Here is a 21718-nt window from a genome sequence, read left to right on the forward strand (position 1 = left end):
GACGGCTCCGCCGAGAGGCACCTGACCCGCAAGGTCACGGTGGAGGGTACTCCAATTATGGGAAGTCTGCAGACTTCAGTTGATGCTATGGTGAACTTATATGAATCAACAGGACATACATATCCCTCAGACGAATTTATTTCAAAGGGAGCACCTACTATTCGCGATTTTTGTTCATTAATTGTCGAAGCCGCTGTTTCTGAAGGGGTTCGTCCGGAAGTTGTTTTTGCTCAGGCTATGCTTGAGACTGGATGGTTGCAATTTGGAGGTTCCGTAAAGCCGAATCAGTGCAATTTCGCCGGACTGGGCGCCGTCAATCAACAATCGGGAGGCGCTAGATTTGACGATGTATATCAGGGCTTGCTTGCCCAAGTCCAGCATCTTAAAGGATATGCTACTGGTGCGGCGTTGAATAACGCTTGTGTGGATCCTCGATATGAAGTCCTTCAGTCTAAGGGTTTTCTCGGAGTTGCGCCATATTTGGAAGATTTAAATGGCCGCTGGGCTGTTCCGGGTGACACATATGGTCAGAATATTGCGCGCATTATTTCTTTAATTGGCTAACATCAATATGAATTCTCTAGGTCGACTGCGCTGGTTGTAGTCGACCTTACTTGTATGGTAAATCTTGGCCTTAAATTGTTACTTGCTAGCAATATTATGTTCGAGTGAACTATCGGGGAGGTTCTATATGCATTTCTTTAGAAGTAAGGCTGTCCGTGTCGCTTTTTTCTTCTTTTATTTCTGTTTGGCCGTAACTCCTTGCTTTGGTTTGAGCGAAGCGGGCCTGTCTCCATCACAGATTGAAGATTCAACACGGGCCGATGATTTAAGTGCAACTTCGCCGGTTTCAGAGGACTACTCTGTCGACGGCCTCTCGGCAAAGGCGTCCGATGGAGGGTCTCCTCTCCTGGGCGACCGCTGCTCGCTCGGCCTGGCCGCGTCCGGCAACTCGGGCTCGGTCCGCTATAAGTTCGTCTGGGAGCAGGGCGGCTGGTCCAGGTGGGGCACCATCCGCCAGCTCGGGCCCGAGGCCTCCTGCGATTGGGTGCCGGAGGTCGCCGGCGACGTCAACATCTTGGTCGACGCCGTCGATTCGGCCGGCAACGTGAGGACCTGGAGGTTCCCCGTCAGGGTGGATGCCTGTCGCCTTTCCGTGAGCGGCGGGGATACGCTCGAGTGGAGCGGCGGAATGAAGGTCAATATCTCCGCCGCGGCGGCTCCCGGCGCAAAGATTAAATTCCTTTGGGAACGGGGCTCATGGTCCAAGTGGGGCGTCATCCAGGCAGCATCTGAGTCCGCCGCCTGTACCTGGGCGCCCCCGTCTTCCGGCTCCTATACTCTCTATGCCGACGTCACGGTCGGCGGGCTCACGTCGACGTCAAGACTCCCCGTTCGCATCTCAGAGGACTACTCTGTCGACGGCCTCTCGGCAAAGGCGTCCGATGGAGGGTCTCCTCTCCTGGGCGACCGCTGCTCGCTCGGCCTGGCCGCGTCCGGCAACTCGGGCTCGGTCCGCTATAAGTTCGTCTGGGAGCAGGGCGGCTGGTCCAGGTGGGGCACCATCCGCCAGCTCGGGCCCGAGGCCTCCTGCGATTGGGTGCCGGAGGTCGCCGGCGACGTCAACATCTTGGTCGACGCCGTCGATTCGGCCGGCAACGTGAGGACCTGGAGGTTCCCCGTCAGGGTGGAGAGAAATCTATCTAACTTCACTTCAATAGATTTGAAATCTGATTCATCCAATTTGTGCGTAGGGGATACGCTTTCAATTACACCTCGGATTACCATCCGAAAGAATAATCAGATTTCATACAAATATGTTTGGATGCGGAACAACTGGGCTGAATGGGGTGTGATTGACTCCGGCAGAGGTAAATCCTCAATTGACTGGAGAGTCGATAAATCTGGCGCTGTCACCGTTTTTGTTGATGTTATTGATGAGGCCAACGATCAGACGATGACCTCGAAGACTGAATGCTCGATTGGCTCCGAGAAGTGGAATTACGAGTCCCTGAGTTCTTCTGCAACGCTTGTCAGGCCTAATGAAAGCACTGAGATCGATGCTAGATGCTCGGGTGATACTAATTACTTACAGTATAAGTTCGTCTGGAATAAGAATAATTGGGCTGACTGGGGCGTTGCTCAACAGGGCACAAGTTCACACTTGCAATGGGCTCCAAAAGACGCCGGAGACTATGAATTGATCTGTGACGTTTCGGGGTCAGATGGAGTTGTCCAAACAAAAAGAACAATCATTAGCTGTTGGGATTTCTCGAGGATTACTGCAATTTCGACTGATGGCAATAATTCTTGGGGAGTTCGAGCTGATTTGGGAACGCTTGCAGCTGAAAAATCTGGACAATTTCAGTTTAAATTTGTTTGGGCCAAGTCCGACTGGAGTAAATGGGGTGTTCTAAAAGAATTTTCCAGTGTGAATGACGCTTATTTCAATCCCTCTGCACTTGGATTGCAAGATGGTTATTTCGATCTTTACTGCGATGTCTTGCTTCCTGATGGCACTCTCCAGTCGAAGTCGACTCAGATTTACTACAGCCCATTTGGCAGCTCAACGGTTTTGGGGGTTAGTCGTATTGGACTCGTCACTTGGCTTACGACGCATCAATTTGATGGCTATTATTTAGGAACGAGATATTCCGGTGGCTTCTCCTATGATAGTTGCCTTTACCCAAAAGGTGCCCCGAGATGGGATGGCTATACTGGCATGAATTGCACTGGCTTCGTGGCCCATGCTTATGCTGCGGTTGGTGGCGATGTCAATCGTATTGCGCAGAATAATAATCACTCTCCTTGGGCTGGGGGGCCAGGCGGTGGCGGCTATATTAACGCTTGGAGATGGTATGGCTATGCTCGAGATTTGGGATGCAAAATGTATGAGTTCCGTACTGTCCAAGATATGCTAAATAGTGGTTATGCTCAAAAGGGAGATATTATCTTCTTTAAGACTGACGGATCAATCGACTGTCATATTGGGTTCTTCTGGGGAGATAATCCGCATGACAATAAAATGTGGCATCAAATTCTGCCTGGGAATTTAATCGGACCCTGTTTTAACAATGCGAACAAAGGAGAGGTTCGGCAATCGGTTGTTCTGATTAAATAGTGCTTTAATTTCTGAATGGTATTTGAAGCAACTAATTGTGAAACGGTGATTCTGATAAGTAGCGCAAGCAGAAGACTTACTGGCATAATAATTACATATGGTTATATACTGGCTCAGGCTTTAGTCGGCTTTGTATATGTTCCGATGTTGTTGCAAAACATTGGACAAGACGAATATGGACTCTATCAATTGATAGGCTCTATCATGTCTTATATAGTTTCCATTAATGGGATTTTGTCTGCCGGTGTTGGGCGTTTTTATTGCAAGTATATGGCAGAGGGCAAAAATGACTTAATGGAGAATACTCTCGCAATAGCTAGGCGTCTGTACTGGGTCCTATCTGTGTTCGTGATGCTAATAAGTTGCGTTCTCGCCGTGGTTGTTCGGTTTGTATATTCAGCCAGTTTTACAAACTCACAGCTTGATGAGTGTTCCGCAATGCTTGTTGTATTAGGGATCAACACAATTGTTATCATGAACAACACTATTAGCGTTGCGGCGATAACTGCTAATGAAAGGTTCGTTTTTTTGAAGGGCTCGCAATTGGCCGCCCTAATAGCTCAGCCTTTCATAGTGTATGGACTTACGACAATTTTTAAGAATGCATTAGCCGTATGTTTAGTTGTGCTTGTTACAAATGTGTTGTGCGCGGTGAGTCAGCGTTTGTTTGCTAAATATAATCTGCACATTAGTTTCAGATATCATGGCTGGGACATGAAACTGGCTAAAGGATTGCTATTTTTTAGCGGCGCGATTGTATTGGTGACGATTGCTGACCAGATTTTCTGGAAAACCGATCAATTAATTGTCGGCTATTATTTTGGTGCTGCCGCCGTTGCGGTATATTCTGTTGGATCTCAAATCTACACGATTTATATGACAATCGGTACGGCAGCCTCTTCAGTTTTTCTTCCTCGAGTTTCAGAACTGTATTGCCAGAATAAGGATATGTCTGAAATTTCGGATCTCTTCATTAAAGTCGGTCGCATTTCCTTTATCGTCTGCGGATTTGTTCTTAGTTTATTTATTGTTCTGGGGAAAGATTTCATCATTATTTGGGCTGGTAAGGACTATATAGACGCTTTCTATATCGCCTTGATCGTAATGGTTCCATTTACCATTGACTTAATTCAGAACCTGGGACTTACCATAATGCAGGTTGCGAATGTTTACCTGTATAGGGGGTATATGTATCTTGCGATTGCGCTTGTCAACGTGGTCGTGACGATTATATTGCTCAAGCTTATGGGCATAGTGGGCGCAGCAGTTTCAACAGCCATCGCTATGGTTATAGGTAACGGTTTCTGTATGAATTGGTATTATTCTGAAAAGCTTGGGTTGAACATAAAGAAATTTTGGCTTGAAATTGCCAAACTTTCCGTCTTGGTTATTGCCGGTACGGGGGCTTTGCTGCTGCTCTATAACCTAATTAAAAGCCTTTTATCTGGCCTTGTGGTGGTTTTGGTGTCAGCAATAATTTATTTCTTTATCTATTTCTTCTTGGTTTTGATGTTTGGGCTAAACGAATCCGAAAAGACGAGCATATCTGCATTTATCAAGCGATAATCTGTGACGCTTGTTAAGCAGAATAGCCTAATGTTCTTTCATTACTTTTATGACCAACCGGCTTGCCTGACATTTGATTATCGAAGGCTAAGTCGGTTGGTTTTACTACTCGGTGCCAGGAAAAATGAGCGATGACAACAGGGCGATTAGCTCAAGATTTTCAGTATCAATAGTTTTAGCTGTTCACAACAGCGTATTACTACTCGAGATAACAAATAGTGCTTATTCTTTGCCGCAAGGAACAGTAAATAGCTGTCAGGTCTGTAGGTGCTGCAAGGGACATCAGCTTTAATTGAGGGATTAAATAAGGCCTCTGAAATTGAAACAAAGTTACGTTTTTTGGTCTCATTATTGTCACTGAGCTCGTTGATCGATAGGAGATAAAGATACTGTTCCGTTCTTGTTTTCCATGCCAGCCTTTCTGTTTCTTCTCCCCAACGAGCAGCGATTTTCACTAGGCTTGAGGTGACGAAGGTTAAATCTGAAAGCTGTTTTTCCTTATAGCTGTGTGTTGCACTTTGTCCGTTTTGACAATTATAATAATACAGCGCATCACTTATTTGTAAAACCGATCTGGCTGAATCGACTATGGGTATCATTTGCAGAAAATCTTCTGCAAAATCGATTCTCTTTGTATCGGTATTGCTTAAATCGTCAATCAGACAGTTTCTTTTGATTGCCTTTCCCCAAATTGAATTGAGTTTCCCTCGCGCCAAACATTTTTTGACTTCGTCGAGATCGTCACCTTCATAGATGCCAGACGGAAGGGCGGGATTGATAAACGGATCGTTTGAATAGTCTGGGTTTCTTGTATAGCTGAAACAGATTATGTCTGGATTGCACTTATCGATTTCGCGAGCAAGAATAGATAGGGTATCGAAGCGCAAAGAATCATCCGCATCAACAAAGACCAGGTAATCTCCGGCGCTTATCTCCGCGCCTTTTCGCCTGGCCTCATATACGCCCATATTATTTTGTCTAACGTAATGAGTATTGTTGTGAGATTCACAAAACACTTTGCAGACACTTTCAGTAGCGTCTGCTGATCCATCATTAATGAGGATAATTTCATAGCCGTCATATATTTGTTGGTAGATGGATGATAGCGTTTCCGGCAAACTGGATGCCGCATTATATGCAGGGATAATAATTGAAAACAGCATTTAGTCCCTTTCCGTATTGGAAGAACAAGATGGTTAGTTAGAAAGCCCGTTTACAATGTCCCTGTATAAAATAAATTGACGCTGGGCAATGGCCTTCCATTGAAAGTGTTCAATTGCATACTTTCTAGCTGCAGTTGCAAGTTTACAACGAAGTTCATCGTCATTGAACAGCGTGAGAATTGCTTTAGAAATGGCTTCGAGATCAGATTCTACACCGATTCCAATTCCTTTATTGTTCGCTGTTTCTTTCCATGTGGTTCCCTCGGTAACAATAATTGGGAGGCCATATGCTAGTGCTTCCAAAACAGACGTCGGGAAACCTTCAGTGCGTGAAAGTTGGATATAAAACTGCGATTGGAGAAAAGCGTCCGCTTTAGATTGACCATTAACTGGACCATTTAATAAAACAATATCGGATACTTGATTGTCGGCAATAAGTAGTTCCAGTTTGGCCATAGACCCATCTTCGTCTGGACCGTAGATGTAGATTTTTGCTCCGAGCCCTCTTAGCTCATCAGCAATTAGTGGCAGACTTTTGATCAGTAGATCAAGACCTTTGACCTCTATATCTAGGCGGCCAATAAAAAGCGCGATGCGGCTGTCTAAGTTTGAGGCTTTGGCTTTTGGGATGCTAACACCATTTGGAATAATGCTTGCTTTCCTATGTTTAAAGCCGTTTGAACTCATCGCCTCTTTTTCCGATAGAAAATGGATACAATCAGCATTGCGAATAAAGGCGTTATAGAAGAAAACATTAAGCAATTGTTTAGCTAAATGATGCTGTTCTTGCGCCACATATGTTAGAGACCCATGTGGTGTGATGATGTATGGGATCGCACGTCTTCTGAGCCAATGGCTTAGTTTAATGTGATCTGGCCTATATATCTCATGAAATATTACGAGTGACGGATTGCAAAACGGTTCAGGAAGTTTTTCTATGCATGACTGATAGAAGACGGGATATTTCGCATCTTTAGGTCTGTAGTTTGTAAGATTTAATAGAGCTATATTCATGTCCTTTATTTCTGACTGCTCATTTAGGTATTGAGGCACCACTGTAGACACGCCAGAAGCGAAATCACTTGTAATATATGCCACATGAAGGACTATTAAACTATCGGTAGTTTTCATTAGCGTTTGCTCCCGCAGCGGTGTTGGAGGTTTTAGTTGACAGATTCACAGTTGGTTTCAGTGCTCATGCCTTGTTATAGGGAGAGCGCCAAAGATTTTACTGAGGCACTAGCGTCTATTTTAAAGCAGACCTATCATCGAATCGAGGTGGTTGTTGTTTTTGATAATCCAGATGACAACACACTTTACGATATTGCTCAAAACTATAGCTCTCATGACAGTAGGATTTGCCTCGTGAGAAATGAACGCAATCTTGGTCTTGCTGCATCTTTGGAAAGGGCGTTCAAGGTCTCACGCGGTCAGTATATCTGCCGAATGGACTCAGATGACATTTCTGAGGCGCAGCGCATTGAACGGCAGTTGTCGTATCTTGAAGAACATGAGCTTGACCTAGTGGGTTCTTATTTGAACGCCATTGACGAAGACGGTAGTCAATTATATCTCGTTGATTCAATTCCAAGTTCGAGTGAAGGCGTTAGGCGTTCTCTTATGATTAGAAATTGCGTACCTCATCCGAGTTGGTTTGGAAGAAGGTCTGTATTTGAAATGGGGTATCGGTCTGTTCCGCTAGCAGAAGATTATGACTTACTGTTGCGTGCCGAGCTGGAAGGGTTCACTATTGGAAATGTTCCAGAGCCGCTCATTCGATACAGAATGACTGTTAATAGCATTTCGCGTAGCAATTTGTATAAACAGTTCGTTGTTTCTCAGTGTTTACGTTCAGCTTTCAAAGAGGGCCGATCACTGGATGTCGATAAGATTGATACAATCGTCGCCGAGCGGTTCGATCGGCGACGAGCTGAGAACTATCTAAAGGCAAATGCATTATTTAATAATGGGTTGAGAAATATTCATTCTGGTAATCGAGCAAAAGGTATTTCCCAATTGCTTCAAATCCCATTTTGCTCTAAGTCGTATTTAATGAATGTCATTAATATGGCGCGTGTGGTTACAATTAAGACTTTTGAGAAAACCTCGTAGTTGTGCACCTACGCTTGGAGAGACATGGCGCAACCATGCCGTTCAACACTCGGAAGATTGCTAGCTTTGAAATCTAGGGCTAGGTTTGTTGCGGGGTTCTCGATGCCGTGTGCACCATTCGTGGTTGATTTCCGATCTCAGCCGAACACACTGCGCAGAAGTCCGTACCCGCGGCTAGCCGAACGCCCCCCGCGACCCCCATGGACCCCGGGGGCGCCGTTTCCCCAGTTGAAGGAACGGTGGATATGTGTTCGATAGGTCCGGGGGCCATTCTCCGCCCTCAGTCTGGCACCTCTTTCCAGACTCAGCCGGACGGTCGGTCCGCCTCTTCCGTTTTGCCTTTGGGCTAGGCCAGCGGGGCGTCGCGCCTCTCTGCGCGTGCCCTCTCGATGAGGCTCGGCGCCAGGTCGAGTCTTCCGATGGGCACGTCCTCCAGGCTGTAGGCGTCTAGCAGCGCCTCCGCATCGCCGCCGAGCATCGCCCTGGAGGCGCGCGGGCGTCCAGCTCCAGCATCTTCTGGACCGTGTCCCTTTCGTGTCTGGTGAGCGCCTGCCGTAGATACTCGGGGTCGCCTTCTCGGAACCCTTTTTCTTCTTTCCGGACATGCCGTCCTTCGAGTCCCCGGGGCCAACCGGTTCGGCCCTCAGGGTATCGGGTTCCCACATTCATCCGCACATGTGCGGATGAATGTGGGAGGTGTTCGGATGAAGTTGATAATCAAGGGTTGATAATCAAGGGTGCACCATTCGTTGTGTCTATTTAACCATTTGTATATCTCTCGCTATAATAATGAGAAAAACTAGAGATCGGTTTATGTGTATATGACACCTAAAACTCTTATTGCTATTCCTGCTTATAATGAGGAGGAATGCATAGAAAAGACGATATGCGAGCTCAGGCAAATTGCACCTGAGTTTGATTTTGTTGTTATCAATGATGGGTCTCGAGATCGAACGCTAGCTATCTGCAAGGATCTTGGTTGTGACATCATTGATATGCCCATTAACTGTGGTTTGACCGTTGGGTTTCAGACGGCTGCGCGTTATGCGGTTGATCATGGATATGACTATATGGTTCAGTTTGATGCTGACGGCCAGCATTGTCCGGAATATATAAAGGTCCTTGTTGATAGGGCTCAATCTGATGGATCAGATATTGTCATTGGCTCTAGGTTTGTAAGCGTGCGCAAAGACAAGACGCTTCGCATGATCGGCTCGCGTATGATTACGGTGCTAATAAAGATTCTGACAGGCAAGAGGATCAGTGACCCCACGTCTGGATTTAGGCTATTTGGGCGGGATATTCTTACGAAATACTATTACGACAATACCTTAAATCCGGAACCAGAATCTCTCGCTCTCTTTTTGAAGCAAGGGTATTCTATTTCAGAGGTACAGGTTAAGATGCGCGAGCGTCAAGGTGGCGAGAGCTATCTTAACCCTGTTAGGTCTATGCAGTATATGGTTCGTGTTTTCGTTACGCTCCTTGTCGTTCAGTGGTTTAGGTGATCCATTTGCCGATCTCTCTTCGTATTTTGCTTCTCGTTTGCGCTGTTTTGGTATTCGTGTTCGTATTGCGCAAATTAAAAAAATCCCAAATGCAAGTTTTGGATTCTCTGTTTTGGCTGCTATTCAGCGTCAGTTTTGTAATTTTGGGCGTTTTTCCACAAGTTGCAATGTGGCTTTCAAGTCTATTTGGTTTCATGTCGGCTTCTAACTTCGTGTTCCTTTACGTTATTGCCGTTCTTGTGGTCCGTGATTTCTGCAATTCTCTTCGCCTCTCTCGACAGGAAGAGCGTTTGAACTCGCTTGTTCAGGCTGTTGCGTTAAGTAGGGAGAAGGAAAAGTAGGCTATGCGTTTCGCTTTGGCGTATAAATCATCCGGATGGGAATGTCTCTACTTATATTTCTTTCAACAGTTGTGAACAGTGCTTGGTGCCCATACTTGTCATCCAGATGACTGGGAACGATTCTTCGAGGGCCCTTGCAGCTTGATTTGGATAAAGGTGAATTAGCCCCGTGTTGTCTCGATGCGTAAACCAAAAGCAAATAATGAAAGCCGTCTTCGTTGCTCTTCTCTTTATTGTCGAGCTTCTGTGCATGAAGCACTTTTATGTGAACCACTCTGTCTCACAGCTGTTCGTTTTAGCGCTCTATTGCGTCGTTGTAGATGTTGCCATTTGGCAATCATATTGTATCTTCCTTTCCTCAGATGATGAAAAAAAGCGTGGCAACTGTTCTGGTCGCTGCGCTCAATTATTAGTCCTGTTGCTTACGGCATTTGCTGTGGCGGTCATCTGGGAGGGCTGCACCGTTCTTGGCTCGCCGGCTTCTCATTTCTCGAATATTGCTGACTGGAATAAAAAGCGGCTCATATTCTTTTTTCTGATTTCCTATTGCGCAATACTCTATTTATTCCAAAGCGGCTTTTCTCTGAAAGCGTTGTTCCATTCTGCTTCGGCGAGGGTCAAGGCTACCGATTACGTTTCCCTGCTGATTATCGCATTCTTTATTGTTTTTGGCTGCTCTACGATTGCATTCGTGAATGGGTTCATTAATGCTGTTGTTTATTTCCTGCTGGTAATCATAACTTCGGTTTTCACGGCTTGCTCGGGCATTCGAAAGAGAAATTCTGCCCTTCCTGTTGCTTTCTTTATCGCTGCATTCTCAATTGGTGTTTTCCTTGTGGTGAGCACTCCGATAACGACGGGTATTTCATGGGATGATCAAATTCACTATTCCAATGCCCTTTCGACATCTTATTTATTTGAAACTCAAAAAACTGATTCGGATATTAACTTTACTGACGAAGCGGTCCGTCGTGCACAGGGCTATGAAGAGCCCTCTCTTTCCCATTTTGATCGAGCGGAAATTCTTGAGCATGCTAGGCAGTTGAATGGCTCCTATAGATCTGATATCGCTTCTGGTCATGTGCAAGTTAACAAGCATGAAGAATTCGTTTATACGCTTAGCAGCATTGGGTATATTCCATCGGCAATTGGCCTTTGGCTCGCTCGCCTTCTGCATTTCGATTTTTCTTCTATGATTCAATTCGCTCGGATTTGCAATTTATTTAGTTACTGTCTTTCAATTGCCATTGCAATCAAGGTTACGCCCTCAAAAAAGGGACTATTTGCTTTTGTGGGAATGCTGCCAACTTCGATCTTTCTTGCGTCATGTTTCTCATATGATGCATGGCTCATTTCGTTTATCATTCTCGGTTTTGCTTATTTTTTGAGGTATGCATGGGGTGATTTAAATGAATTTACAGTTCGCAATATAGCACTCGCATTTTTATTTACCTTTTTAGGACTCGCAGTCAAAGCTGTGTATTTTCCGATAATCGGTCTTTTCTTTATGGTTCCGCGTAATCGTTTTGCGGGCTCGAAGCAACGAGTTCATTACTATGCCGCCGTGTTTGTTTTGGGCTTGATTGCTTTTGCCTCATTTGCGCTTCCGTTCTTGTTTTCAACGGCCAGCGGATCTAACGTTGGCGATATGCGAGGCGGCTCCGATGTTAACTCTGGTCAGCAAATCGCTTTCATTCTCGCTGATCCATTGCGCTACGCGGAAATACTCGCCAATTATTTTTCAACTTATTATTTAAATCCGATAACCTCTTCTGGATATGCATTGAACTTTGCATACCTTGGATCGCTTGCTGCTCAGATTTCTGTAAATGCAATCCGTGGGTTGGTTCAGGTGCTTCCAGCTGTTTGCCTATTGTTGTTTGGGCTTTTTTCGGCCGATTCGATTAGCGTTAATCATATTGGTCTCGCACAATTTCTATGGGCCTCATTTGTGTTTTTGTTTACGGTGATTTTGGTGGCAACTGCACTTTATGTGTCTTTTACTCCCGTTGGATTGGGGACAGTTAATGGTTGCCAGAGTCGTTACCTTTTGCCACTTCTGGTTCCGTGCCTATCGTTTATCCTTAACCAAAGTCGCTTGGTCTTTGGGGACAGCAAACGATTCATATTGATATGCCTCGTATTCCCGTTTACTTTGGCTACGATTTGCGAGTTTGTTTTAGTTGTTGGAAAGTGTTGCTGATATGGGCATAGTTTTTAATACCGAATTTAACAATAAGCTAAATTGCCGTGGCGACGGCAAGCTATATCTACTGTATGAAGCCGCATCCGTTTTTCCTGATGCTGTTGAGTCGCAATCACCTAATGGGCAAATTCTGCCCGCAAGAATCATTCCTATTTCAGAGACTGAATTTGTTGCTGTTCTTGCCGATTTTGGTGTCGACCAATCGCTGTCTTTCTTTAGCGGAGATAATGTAATTTACCAGCGCCGCATCAATCCTGGCAAGTTTTCGATTGAGTCGAAAGTTAACGGCTTGCTGCGCGCGGAGCATTGTGGACAATTTCGCAATATTGACCGTTCTGGCGTGCATGCGCTCGCTTCTATCCAAATTGAGAGCTTTATTCCCTGCGTTGATGGCGTAATCGTTAGAGGTGTTCTTTCGGGTACTGATTACCTTGAGGGTGATCGTATTGTCGCTTTTAATGAAGAAGCCTGCGTTGTTGGGGAATCTTTGTTATTTAATAAATTAATAGCCGATGCGAATCCTGGTCTAATAAATTTCTCTCTTCATATTCCTGAGGTCGGGGATAGCCTGTGCATTTGCATACACAGGGCTTCTGGTCATCTAGATACGTTTATCAATCTAAAGAAAGATATGCTTAAAGAGCTTTTGGATGAGGCTGATCGGAATCATGCGTGTGCATTCGATCAACCCCGTTATTTGTCCTGGTTTTCTGGGCGCAGATTGACTGGATCCGATTCGCGGGCACAAGCACAAATAAGACTTGCATACCAGCCCTTGTTTTCAATCATCGTTCCTCTATATAAGACTCCCTTGAATTTCTTCAGGGATATGGCTGATTCTGTGATTGCTCAGACGTATTCGAATTGGGAACTCATCCTGGTTAACTCTACGCCAGATTACGATGGACTTAGCGACTTGGTTTCCGAGTACGTGACTGCAGACTCTAGAATTAAAGTGACTGATCTTGAGGGCAATCTAGGTATCACTGAGAACACCAATGTCGGAATCAAGATGGCCAAGGGAGACTACCTTTGCTTTTTCGATCATGATGATGTTCTCGAACCGAATATCTTGTTTGAGTATGCACACGCTCTAAATCAAAATTCGGATATTAATCTTCTCTACTGTGATGAAGATAAGCTATTGCCTGATGGGTCCTTGGCTCATCCTACTTTTAAGCCGGATTTTAGTCTTGATATGGCTCGAGACAATAATTATATTTGCCACCTTCTTACTATTAAGAGGGCATGTTTAGACAGAATTGACCTTTCTAACAGCGAGTTGGATGGCGCCCAGGACCATGCCATGGTGCTGAAGATTGCCGAACTTGGTGGGACGATCCATCACGTTCCTAAAATCTTGTATCACTGGAGAATAAGCGAGAATTCGACTGCGGGTAATTCCGATAGTAAACCCTATGCAACCCTCGCTGGAATAAAAGCTGTTCAGGAGCACCTTGATAGATGCGGTATCAAGGCGACTGTGGTCAATTCTCATAATCGTGCTTTTCGTTATAGCCCCATTTATGATGTTCCTTCATCTGAGTCCTGTTCATTAATCGTTACCACCCGCGGCAATTCTTCGGTTCTTTCGACTCTTGTATCTTCAATCAATGACACCGATTTTGATGATCTTGAAGTCGTTTTCGTGTGCTCGCAGGAAGCGGAAGCTGCTGTTAAGCAATCGAGCTCTGGACTTCGTTGCCGCTATATCGTTCACGCGCTTGATGACCCCTTTAATATATCTGTGTGGAGAAATGCCGGTGCTCTCGCCGCGCGTGGCGAGCAACTCGTCTTTATTCATGACGATATTCAGGCACTAGACTCCTCGTGGCTAAAGACTCTCGTCGGTTTTTCTCAACGAGAGGATGTTGGCGTCGTTGGAACAATGACGTGCGATCTTGACGGCATTGTGCAGCAGGCAGGCCTGTCTTATGTTGGAGAATCAATCGTCAACCTGTCGCAAGGCATTCATCGCTCTTCTCCTGGCTATATCTATATGCCATTGACTGTAAGGGATGTATCGGCGGTGAGCGGTGTCTGTTTAGCTATTTCACGCGAACATTTTAATCGTCTGGGTGGTTTTGATGAGTCGTATCTTCTTGACTATTCGGATGTTGATATTTGCTTCAAGTCTTCTCAAGCTGGGTTAAAAGTGATCTATACACCAGAGGCATGTCTCTACCATATGGCATGTGTTGACAAATCCCTTGATAGTAAATCTCGCTCTCATAAGCATTTTGAGGATAAGGCACGATTGTTGCATAACTGGTCCGAGCGTTTCTCTGAGGGAGATCCATGGTTCTCCGTTAACTTTTCTCGAGATCCCAAGCGCGCAGCGTTATATAAGTTCGATCCTTTTGACTACGAAGCGATTTGAGTGCTTTAAATGAAACAAATTGCCTGGATAATATCTCCGCCGGCAAAGGGTTCTGGCGGCTTTCGAACCATCTGCAGCAAGGCTTCCTTTCTAGATTCTCGCGGATATGAGAACTACTTTTACATTATGCCGGGCTGTGAAGCATACAAAAGTGCTCATAGAGTTCAGACCGAAATAAAGGATTGGTTTGGTTATTCGCCTAAAGAAGTTCGTGTGGCTCCGAGTGTGTCCGAGGATTTTTTTGCAGTAATCGCCACCGCTTGGAATACGGCGCACTTTGCATCTATGCAGAAGTGCACCCATAAGTTCTACTTCATTCAGGATTTTGAACCTTGGTTCTATCCGATGGGGGAGATGTATCTAAATGCCGAAGCAAGTTATCGTTATGAACTAAACCCCATAACAATAGGCAGATGGCTTTCTAAAAAAGTTGAACCCTATTATTCGCATGAAGTCCCATATTGTGATTTTGGCGTTAGCGATATATATACTGCGCAGGAACAAAATCTAAGCAGAGAGTATGCCGTCTGTGCTATTTATCAATCCAATAAGGATCGGCGTTTGTCTGGCATGTTGCTTGATGCAATTAAATTGCTTCTCAAGCTCGACGATGCAGTTGTCGTATATTTATACGGCGAAGACGCAATGCCTCCCATTCGTGATCCACGTGTACGCAGCCTCGGCATCTTGACCGCTGATGAATGCGCCTCGCTTTATGCCAAGTGTGTTGCCGGCGTATCGTTGAGCGTGACTAATCCCTCTCGCCTGCCTTTCGAAATGCTTGCATCGAAGCTTTCGGTAATTGAAATAAACCGTGAGAATAATCTACTCGACTTTCCGGAGGGCACCATCCACCTCGCTGAGCCCTCTGCTTGCGGCATTGCTTCTTCTATTCTTGAGGCTCTTTCAGGCTCAAAATGCGATTCGCCTAATCGATTTAGCTGCACGTCGATTGAGCGTGAAAATGAAATGTTCTTCGAGGCCTTTACACGTTATCTGAATGAAGAGCCATCCTTGGTTAGCGGGAAGTCCGCCTTCGGGAATGTGCTAAAAACCGAAGAACTAAGTAAGGTCTTCTTGCTCAGCGATCATCTCGCTGATGCTCGATTGCGATCGTCTGCCATGTCTCAAACGCTCATTCAAGCTTCTTCTGTTGATTTGACTGTGCGTTTTGAGTCGTCTTTGATGCCTGTGGATGTTCGCGCGGCAGTTTGGTGTGCCCTTGATCAGTCTGATATTCGCTGGATTAGTCTTGAATCTAGGGACGGTCTTTTTGCGGGGCATGTTCCGCTGTTTTTAAATGATGATGAAGAGGCCTATCTTCGCATTCATATATACTCTTTTGCGGAAGACGGCAAGAATCCGCTTTGTGTCGCCGAGCTAAGCCAACTAGTCTGTCTTTCGCCTTCTCGCAACGCTCATCCTGTTGTTCGTTCGGTTGAAAGTGGCGCATGCAGCGTGTCTGCCGTTTTTAACCTATCTGATGATTATTGTGAACCGTTTCAGCCTTCTGCTTCGACGGGCGTCGAAGGCGGTCACGTTGCTCTACTCAAACGTTTATTTCGGAGAAACTAATGGCGCGCTTTAACCAATGGACTCAGCTACTTAAAGCCTCTGCGACATCGCGCAGGCACGATGAAAAATCCGATGGTGTTAAGCAAGAACGCTATCTCCTTTTGGATACGGCTATGGGAAGCGAGAACTCTGGTGACCATGTGATCATGGATGCCTGTGGCTGTATCGCGGATCAAATCTTTGGCGGTGCGTTGCCCCATGTGGCAACGCACTATTATTCCAAAGAGCTTGAAATGTATCCTGAATACGTAAAGCTGTTGTGCGGCACCAATATTCTGTATACGCATATGGCTGATCAGCAGCAATGGGCGCTTGCCAAGCGGTTGGGCAATAATAGAAATGTTGTTTTGTTCGGCGTGGGCATGTCTGATATTGGGGTGGACGATGCTATCGACGCCTATACAAAGAAGTTCTATAAAACCTTGCTATCCGATGAATATCTTCATAGTGTTCGAGATGAAATGACTAAGAAGAGGCTTAACTCTATTGGCATAGAGAATGTTCTTAATACCGCATGTCCGACCATGTGGTCGTTAACCCCATCTAGGCAACTCGAGATATCCTCTAAGCGTTCTAAAAACGTTGTTACGTCAATTACCGATTATTGTTTCGATGCGGAACGTGACCGTAAGATGCTGGAATTGCTGTCGTCGGAATACGAAAAGGTAACGATTTGGATTCAAGGAAGCCATGATGTTGATTGGTGTCTTGATCAAATAGTCGATCTGAAGCAATTTAATGTCATAGGCCCCAATATCGAAGAGCTTAATCGTGTAATTGAAACCGAGGAGTTTGATTATGTGGGGACGCGTCTCCATGCGGGCATCCGCTGTTTAAATGGAGGACATCGCTCTCTAATTATTGCAATTGATAATCGAGCCCGCCAAATCGGTGAAGACACGGGACTTCCCGTTCTTGAACGCGAGGACGGCTATCTCCATAAATTAGCTGATTGGATTAACCATCCCGTAAAAACGGAGATCGACCTTCCCTGGGCAAGCATTGATAAATGGAAGAAACAGTTTAATTAGCTGTATTTCTTGGCTTTTGCTTTTCCTATTTCTTATCGTGCGGCGCCCCTGGCGTTTCTCCGATTATCCAACCCATATTTGTGGCTCGAATTAGATTCGTCAACATATAGGCGACTGATCCAAATCCAATCAGGTTAATTGCTGCCATCGCCATTGGGGCTATGTTGGGCCAGTAGGTAAAAGAAATGTAAACCAGTGGAGAATGAAAAAGATAAATTCCCATACTGTTTTTGCTAACCTTTTCGGTTAGCAGGTTTGCCTTTTGGGGGATGACGCAATAAATTGATGTAACCGCCATGCAAGTAAGGGCGGTGGAAGCAATGGGGGGCACCACTTGTTTTAGTAAATTTACAAGGAATACTAGTATTAGGACTATTGATAGGCTTTTACGCTTTTTATAACTCTCGAACCATTTGTTTGCTTCCAAGTAGTGGATTGTTAGGCCAAGCGCAAACCATATCGCATTTGCTTCTGCCAAATTGATATATCTGTTCGATGACGGTATTCCAAAATGGTAAAGATAAATTGAAGCGCCGAAAACTATCGGAACCTTAAAACATGCTAGAGGGCTCTTATCGAGTATTTGAAAGATGCACGACGTGGCTGCTGTAATGAAAAATAGGGTCGGGAGAAACCAAAGGTGACCGTTGTCTTCTCCCAACAGAACTGATTTAAAAATGATGTGCGGTATAGATAGGCCATTGTAGTAGGGATACTTAACGAGCATCCTGATGGGGAAGAGCCAACATATTCCAATCATGATATAGGGGATAATTAAGCGTTGAGCTTTTTTAATGACCTGATTTATAAAATCGCTTGATCGATTCCAGCTCCATAAAAAACAAAAGCCAGATAACGAAAAGAACAAGGGCATCTGGATTCCGTTAATTAAGAATTTGAGATTATCCAACAGAATTGATTTTTGTTCAGTTGGATAATATCCCCACGCACTTGAATACAGAATAATGCTGTGGCCTAGGACTACAAGGAATATTGCAAGGGCCCTCACGTTCGTTATGTCGTCTCTACGGGTTGTGTCCTTGCGGTTGTTCATCAATTGCTTCTTTCGTTAATATTGAGAAGGTTTAACTTAAAGAATATTAAACTCTTATTAACCGCTTGATTTATAACTATTTTCGATTACAGAGGACGGATTATATGAAAGGCATCATCCTCGCCGGCGGGTCCGGCACCCGCCTGTACCCGCTCACGCTCGTGACCTCCAAGCAGCTGCTGCCGGTCTACGACAAGCCCATGATCTACTACCCGCTGTCCACCCTCATGCTGGCGGGCATCCGGGACATCCTGGTCATCTCCACGCCGACCGACCTGCCCAACTTCGAGCGCCTGCTCGGGGACGGCTCGCGCTACGGCGTGAACCTCTCCTACGCCGAGCAGCCGAGCCCCGACGGCCTGGCGCAGGCCTTCACCATCGGCGAGGAGTTCATCGCCGGCGAGCCGTGCGCCCTGGTGCTCGGCGACAACATCTTCTACGGCAACGGCCTCAGCCGTCACCTGACGCGCGCCGTCCAGAACGCCGAGTCGGGCCGCGCCACGGTCTTCGGCTACCACGTGGACGACCCCGAGCGCTTCGGCGTCGTGGAATTCGATGCGCAGGGCCGTGCCGTCTCCATCAAGGAGAAGCCCGAGTGCCCCAAGAGCTCCTACGCCGTCACCGGCCTGTACTTCTACCCGGGCGACGTGGCCGCCAAGGCCCACGAGGTCAAGCCGTCCGCGCGCGGCGAGCTCGAGATCACCACGCTCAACCAGATGTACCTGGAGGAGGGGACGCTGTCCGTCGTCACCCTCGGCCGCGGCTACGCGTGGCTGGACACCGGCACCATGGAGAGCCTGCACGAGGCCGCGGAGTTCGTCCGCGCCGTGGAGCACTCCCAGGACCTGCCGGTCTCGGTCCCCGAGGAGATCGCCTGGGAGAACGGCTGGATCACCACTGCCGAGCTCGAGGAGGCCGCCAGGGCCTACGGCAAGTCGGTCTACGGGCAGCACCTGAAGAAGGTCGCCGCCGGCGAGATCGTCAACAGCCCGCGCGAGTACTAGCGCAAGCTTGTTTTCTTTTAGGGGTCACCGTTTATCTGGTGGCCCCTTTCGTTATGATTACGTTGACCATAAAGACAATATGATTGGGAGTGGATGTGTTAAGCGTCTACTTTGGCGATATGCCAGAAGCGATTTACAACACAGCGACATATTTCAAAAACTCTTACCGGTCTTCTTGGATTACGGATCCCTATGCAGTCTCGATAATTAAAGATGTTGATCGATCGGATGTTGTTTCCGAAAACGTCATCGAAAGCCCTGTGCTTGGATCCATCTCCCCACTCCAGCTTTCTGGTGGCGTGAAAACGCTGCTGCTTATGAGATTTGATCGTAAGCAAATTTTTAACGCTTCTACCTGTGGTGACAACTGTGCCAAGTGGATTCTCGACATGGCGAAAGACCGCAAACTTGTTGTGAATCTCTATCATGTGATGGACTTTGGTCGCGAGGATTTTAAAATTAAAGTCGTGAATAGCGGCCGAATCGTTCACAACATGGCCGAATTGATTCACGAGTCGATTCCGTATCTGTAGGTACTGCTTATGAACGGTTCGCATCTCGTTAAGATTTCCCGCCGCAGGGGAACCAAGTACACATTTACCATCAAGCGGAACATCACTATTGTGCGTGGCGATAGCGGCACGGGTAAGACGACACTGTTTGACATGGTCGCAGACTACATGCGAACGGGCGAGCAGTCGGGCGTTTCCTTGCAATGCGATTGTCCCTGTGTCGCCCTGACCGATTATGATTGGCGAAACCAGCTTTCGTCCGTTCATGACTCGATTGTATTTGTCGATGAGGGCTTAAAAGAGATCCATTCTGATGAGTTTGCCCATCATGTGCTGTATTCCTCGAATTATTTCGTGCTGATCTCAAGGGCTGATTTCCCCAATCTTCCGTATAGCGTGGATGAGATTTACAAGATTAAGACGAGCGGAAAATACCATTCCTTCGTCCCTGTTTATCAAGATCGCGGGAATCATCGTTATGCTATTTCCCGGTCGGCGCCAAAACAGGATTTTTCTATCCTTCTATGCGAGGATAGTAAGTCTGGTTTCCAGTTCTTTGAACGGCATTTCGCTGACAGTGAGCTTACCTGTACTTCGGCCATGACGAACAGCGCGATTTTGAGCTGGTTGGATCAGCATCTCGACGATCGCGTGTTTGTTGTTGCGGACGGAGCGGCATTTGGGTGCTATGCGGACCGCGTCCTTAAGCTGCAAGACATTCACCGCGATACTGTTACGGTTTGTCTTCCCGAGTCGTTCGAATGGCTTCTGCTGAGCTCCGGCGTAATTTCAGGGCTGGATGTTAAGGCGGTTTTGGAAACCCCAGAAGCCTTTGTAAACAGTGAGAAGTTTAAAAGCTGGGAAGACTTCTTCTATAAGTACTTACGCGATAAAACTGGGAATTCGGTCTTCCGGTACGACAAAGACTGCATTCCGGAGGCGTTTTGTAGGGGAAGTAATTCTGCGAAGGTCATGGCTCTTATCGCATGCCGAAATGTCCGATAGTTTTGTTGAATAGTGTCACGGCGTCACTTCCTGCGGCATACTAAAGAAGCTGTACTTGCTTCAGATTGGATTTTCATGTCTGAGATTTTTGAACCTAAGAACATCATCGTCACGGGCGGCTGCGGCTTCATCGGCAGCAACTTCGTGCACTACGTCGTGGACAACCACCCGGGCGTCCACGTCACCGTCCTGGACAAGCTGACCTACGCCGGCAACCCCGAGAACATCGCCGGGCTGCCCTCCGACCGCGTGGAGCTCGTCGTCGGCGACATCTGCGACGCCGGGCTGCTCGATAGGATCGTCCCCGGTCACGACGCGATCGTGCACTACGCCGCCGAGAGCCACAACGACAACTCCATCGCCGACCCGGAGCCGTTCCTGCGCACCAACGTCGAGGGCACCTTCCGCCTGCTGGAGGCCGTCCGCAAGCACGGCATCCGCTACCACCACGTCTCCACCGACGAGGTCTACGGCGACCTGGCGCTCGACGACCCCGCCAAGTTCACCGAGGAGACGCCGTATAAGCCCTCTTCGCCGTACAGCTCCACCAAGGCCAGCTCCGACATGCTCGTGCGCGCCTGGACCCGCACCTACGGCCTTCGCGCCACGATCTCCAACTGCTCCAACAACTACGGCCCCTACCAGCACGTGGAGAAGTTCATCCCCAGGCAGATCACCAACATCGTCGACGGCGTCCGCCCCAAGCTCTACGGCCGCGGCGAGAACGTCCGCGACTGGATCCACACCGAGGACCACTCCTCGGCCGTCTGGGACATCCTCACCAAGGGCCGCACGGGGGAGACCTACCTCATCGGCGCCGACGGCGAGAAGGACAACATCACCGTGCTGCGCATGATCCTGGAGGCCATGGGGAAGGACCCCGAGGACTTCGACTGGGTCGCCGACCGCCCCGGCCACGACCGCCGCTACGCCATCGACAGCACGAAGCTCCAGCGCGAGCTGGGCTGGAGGCCGGCCCACACCGACTTCGCCGAGGGCCTCAGGCAGACGATCGACTGGTACGTCGCCAACGAGGCCTGGTGGCGCCCGGCCAAGGAGGCCACCGAAGCCCGCTACCGCGCGCAGGGGCAGTAGGCCGAACCCCGGCGGACCGCGCCGCGGGGTGCCCGCGCCGGGCCG

Annotated in this window: 17 protein-coding genes; 14 read left to right on the forward strand and 3 right to left on the reverse strand. The window is 47.3% G+C overall.

The window, feature by feature from the left end; all coding sequences use genetic code 11:
* The 3 genes from DXD49_RS05125 to DXD49_RS05135 form a co-directional block, all read left to right on the forward strand.
* The coding region (locus DXD49_RS05125; protein ID WP_117794387.1) for a glucosaminidase domain-containing protein at window positions 1-564 on the forward strand (564 nt) is incomplete at its 5' end.
* 127 nt (window positions 565-691) lie between these two features.
* Window positions 692-3121: an NlpC/P60 family protein gene (locus tag DXD49_RS05130; protein WP_117794388.1), complete on the forward strand. Its 2430-nt coding sequence runs from the start codon at window positions 692-694 to the stop codon at window positions 3119-3121.
* 15 nt (window positions 3122-3136) lie between these two features.
* A complete protein-coding gene (locus tag DXD49_RS05135; RefSeq protein ID WP_117758316.1) occupies window positions 3137-4687 on the forward strand; it encodes an oligosaccharide flippase family protein in 1551 nt (516 codons plus the stop codon).
* A 146-nt stretch (window positions 4688-4833) separates the two neighbouring features.
* Here the strand turns inward: DXD49_RS05135 and DXD49_RS05140 are convergent, their stop codons facing one another.
* Both DXD49_RS05140 and DXD49_RS05145 read right to left on the reverse strand, forming a co-directional pair.
* Window positions 4834-5850 (reverse strand): glycosyltransferase family 2 protein, encoded by a 1017-nt coding sequence (locus DXD49_RS05140; protein WP_117794389.1) that lies wholly within the window; start codon window positions 5848-5850, stop codon window positions 4834-4836.
* Between the two features lie 33 nt (window positions 5851-5883).
* Window positions 5884-6981: a glycosyltransferase gene (locus DXD49_RS05145; RefSeq protein WP_117794390.1), complete on the reverse strand. Its 1098-nt coding sequence runs from the start codon at window positions 6979-6981 to the stop codon at window positions 5884-5886.
* 36 nt (window positions 6982-7017) lie between these two features.
* On the opposite strand from DXD49_RS05145, the gene DXD49_RS05150 reads away from it, so the two are divergent.
* The 7 genes from DXD49_RS05150 (at window position 7018) to DXD49_RS05185 (ending at window position 17003) form a co-directional block, all read left to right on the forward strand.
* Complete coding sequence (locus tag DXD49_RS05150; protein WP_117758313.1) at window positions 7018-7962, forward strand: glycosyltransferase; 945 nt, start codon at window positions 7018-7020, stop codon at window positions 7960-7962.
* 821 nt (window positions 7963-8783) lie between these two features.
* Window positions 8784-9470 carry a glycosyltransferase family 2 protein gene (locus tag DXD49_RS05160; protein WP_117758312.1) on the forward strand — a complete coding sequence of 229 codons (687 nt, stop codon included), beginning with the start codon at window positions 8784-8786 and terminating at the stop codon, window positions 9468-9470.
* Window positions 9471-9475: 5 nt separating this feature from the next.
* Window positions 9476-9811 carry a DUF2304 domain-containing protein gene (locus DXD49_RS05165; RefSeq protein WP_117794391.1) on the forward strand — a complete coding sequence of 112 codons (336 nt, stop codon included), beginning with the start codon at window positions 9476-9478 and terminating at the stop codon, window positions 9809-9811.
* A 202-nt stretch (window positions 9812-10013) separates the two neighbouring features.
* The gene (locus DXD49_RS05170; RefSeq protein ID WP_117794392.1) at window positions 10014-12014 is read left to right on the forward strand and encodes a DUF2142 domain-containing protein; all 2001 of its coding nucleotides are present in this window, start codon (window positions 10014-10016) and stop codon (window positions 12012-12014) included.
* 1 nt (window position 12015) lies between these two features.
* The gene (locus DXD49_RS05175; RefSeq protein WP_117794393.1) at window positions 12016-14397 is read left to right on the forward strand and encodes a glycosyltransferase; all 2382 of its coding nucleotides are present in this window, start codon (window positions 12016-12018) and stop codon (window positions 14395-14397) included.
* A gap of 9 nt (window positions 14398-14406) precedes the next feature.
* Window positions 14407-15972: a hypothetical protein gene (locus DXD49_RS05180; RefSeq protein WP_147347834.1), complete on the forward strand. Its 1566-nt coding sequence runs from the start codon at window positions 14407-14409 to the stop codon at window positions 15970-15972.
* On the forward strand, window positions 15972-17003 hold the full coding sequence (locus DXD49_RS05185; protein WP_117794395.1) for a polysaccharide pyruvyl transferase family protein: 1032 nt from the start codon (window positions 15972-15974) through the stop codon (window positions 17001-17003). The genes DXD49_RS05180 and DXD49_RS05185 overlap by 1 nt, the downstream gene beginning before the upstream one ends.
* Before the next feature lie 25 nt (window positions 17004-17028).
* Here the strand turns inward: DXD49_RS05185 and DXD49_RS05190 are convergent, their stop codons facing one another.
* Complete coding sequence (locus DXD49_RS05190; protein WP_117794396.1) at window positions 17029-18057, reverse strand: acyltransferase; 1029 nt, start codon at window positions 18055-18057, stop codon at window positions 17029-17031.
* A gap of 104 nt (window positions 18058-18161) precedes the next feature.
* Between DXD49_RS05190 and rfbA the strand changes: the two genes are divergently transcribed.
* The 4 genes from rfbA (at window position 18162) to rfbB (ending at window position 21673) form a co-directional block, all read left to right on the forward strand.
* Window positions 18162-19061, forward strand: coding sequence for a glucose-1-phosphate thymidylyltransferase RfbA (gene rfbA, locus DXD49_RS05195; protein ID WP_117794397.1), 900 nt, complete (start codon window positions 18162-18164; stop codon window positions 19059-19061).
* Window positions 19062-19156: 95 nt separating this feature from the next.
* Complete coding sequence (locus tag DXD49_RS05200; RefSeq protein WP_117767274.1) at window positions 19157-19594, forward strand: DUF4869 domain-containing protein; 438 nt, start codon at window positions 19157-19159, stop codon at window positions 19592-19594.
* A 9-nt stretch (window positions 19595-19603) separates the two neighbouring features.
* Window positions 19604-20578: a hypothetical protein gene (locus DXD49_RS05205; RefSeq protein WP_117794398.1), complete on the forward strand. Its 975-nt coding sequence runs from the start codon at window positions 19604-19606 to the stop codon at window positions 20576-20578.
* Window positions 20579-20653: 75 nt separating this feature from the next.
* A complete protein-coding gene (rfbB, locus tag DXD49_RS05210; RefSeq protein WP_117794399.1) occupies window positions 20654-21673 on the forward strand; it encodes a dTDP-glucose 4,6-dehydratase in 1020 nt (339 codons plus the stop codon).
* The last annotated feature ends 45 nt before the right edge of the window (window positions 21674-21718 follow it).

The organism is Collinsella sp. TM05-38, assembly GCF_003466445.1.
GTDB lineage: Bacteria > Actinomycetota > Coriobacteriia > Coriobacteriales > Coriobacteriaceae > Collinsella.

Coding starts and splice junctions, on each gene's coding strand:
- DXD49_RS05130 (WP_117794388.1), top strand. CDS start 692: ATGCATTTCTTTAGAAGTAAGGCTGTCCGTGTCGCTTTTTTCTTCTTT.
- DXD49_RS05135 (WP_117758316.1), top strand. CDS start 3,137: ATGGTATTTGAAGCAACTAATTGTGAAACGGTGATTCTGATAAGTAGC.
- DXD49_RS05140 (WP_117794389.1), bottom strand. CDS start 5,850: ATGCTGTTTTCAATTATTATCCCTGCATATAATGCGGCATCCAGTTTG.
- DXD49_RS05145 (WP_117794390.1), bottom strand. CDS start 6,981: ATGAAAACTACCGATAGTTTAATAGTCCTTCATGTGGCATATATTACA.
- DXD49_RS05160 (WP_117758312.1), top strand. CDS start 8,784: ATGACACCTAAAACTCTTATTGCTATTCCTGCTTATAATGAGGAGGAA.
- DXD49_RS05170 (WP_117794392.1), top strand. CDS start 10,014: ATGAAAGCCGTCTTCGTTGCTCTTCTCTTTATTGTCGAGCTTCTGTGC.
- DXD49_RS05175 (WP_117794393.1), top strand. CDS start 12,016: ATGGGCATAGTTTTTAATACCGAATTTAACAATAAGCTAAATTGCCGT.
- DXD49_RS05180 (WP_147347834.1), top strand. CDS start 14,407: ATGAAACAAATTGCCTGGATAATATCTCCGCCGGCAAAGGGTTCTGGC.
- DXD49_RS05185 (WP_117794395.1), top strand. CDS start 15,972: ATGGCGCGCTTTAACCAATGGACTCAGCTACTTAAAGCCTCTGCGACA.
- DXD49_RS05190 (WP_117794396.1), bottom strand. CDS start 18,057: ATGAACAACCGCAAGGACACAACCCGTAGAGACGACATAACGAACGTG.
- rfbA (WP_117794397.1), top strand. CDS start 18,162: ATGAAAGGCATCATCCTCGCCGGCGGGTCCGGCACCCGCCTGTACCCG.
- DXD49_RS05205 (WP_117794398.1), top strand. CDS start 19,604: ATGAACGGTTCGCATCTCGTTAAGATTTCCCGCCGCAGGGGAACCAAG.
- rfbB (WP_117794399.1), top strand. CDS start 20,654: ATGTCTGAGATTTTTGAACCTAAGAACATCATCGTCACGGGCGGCTGC.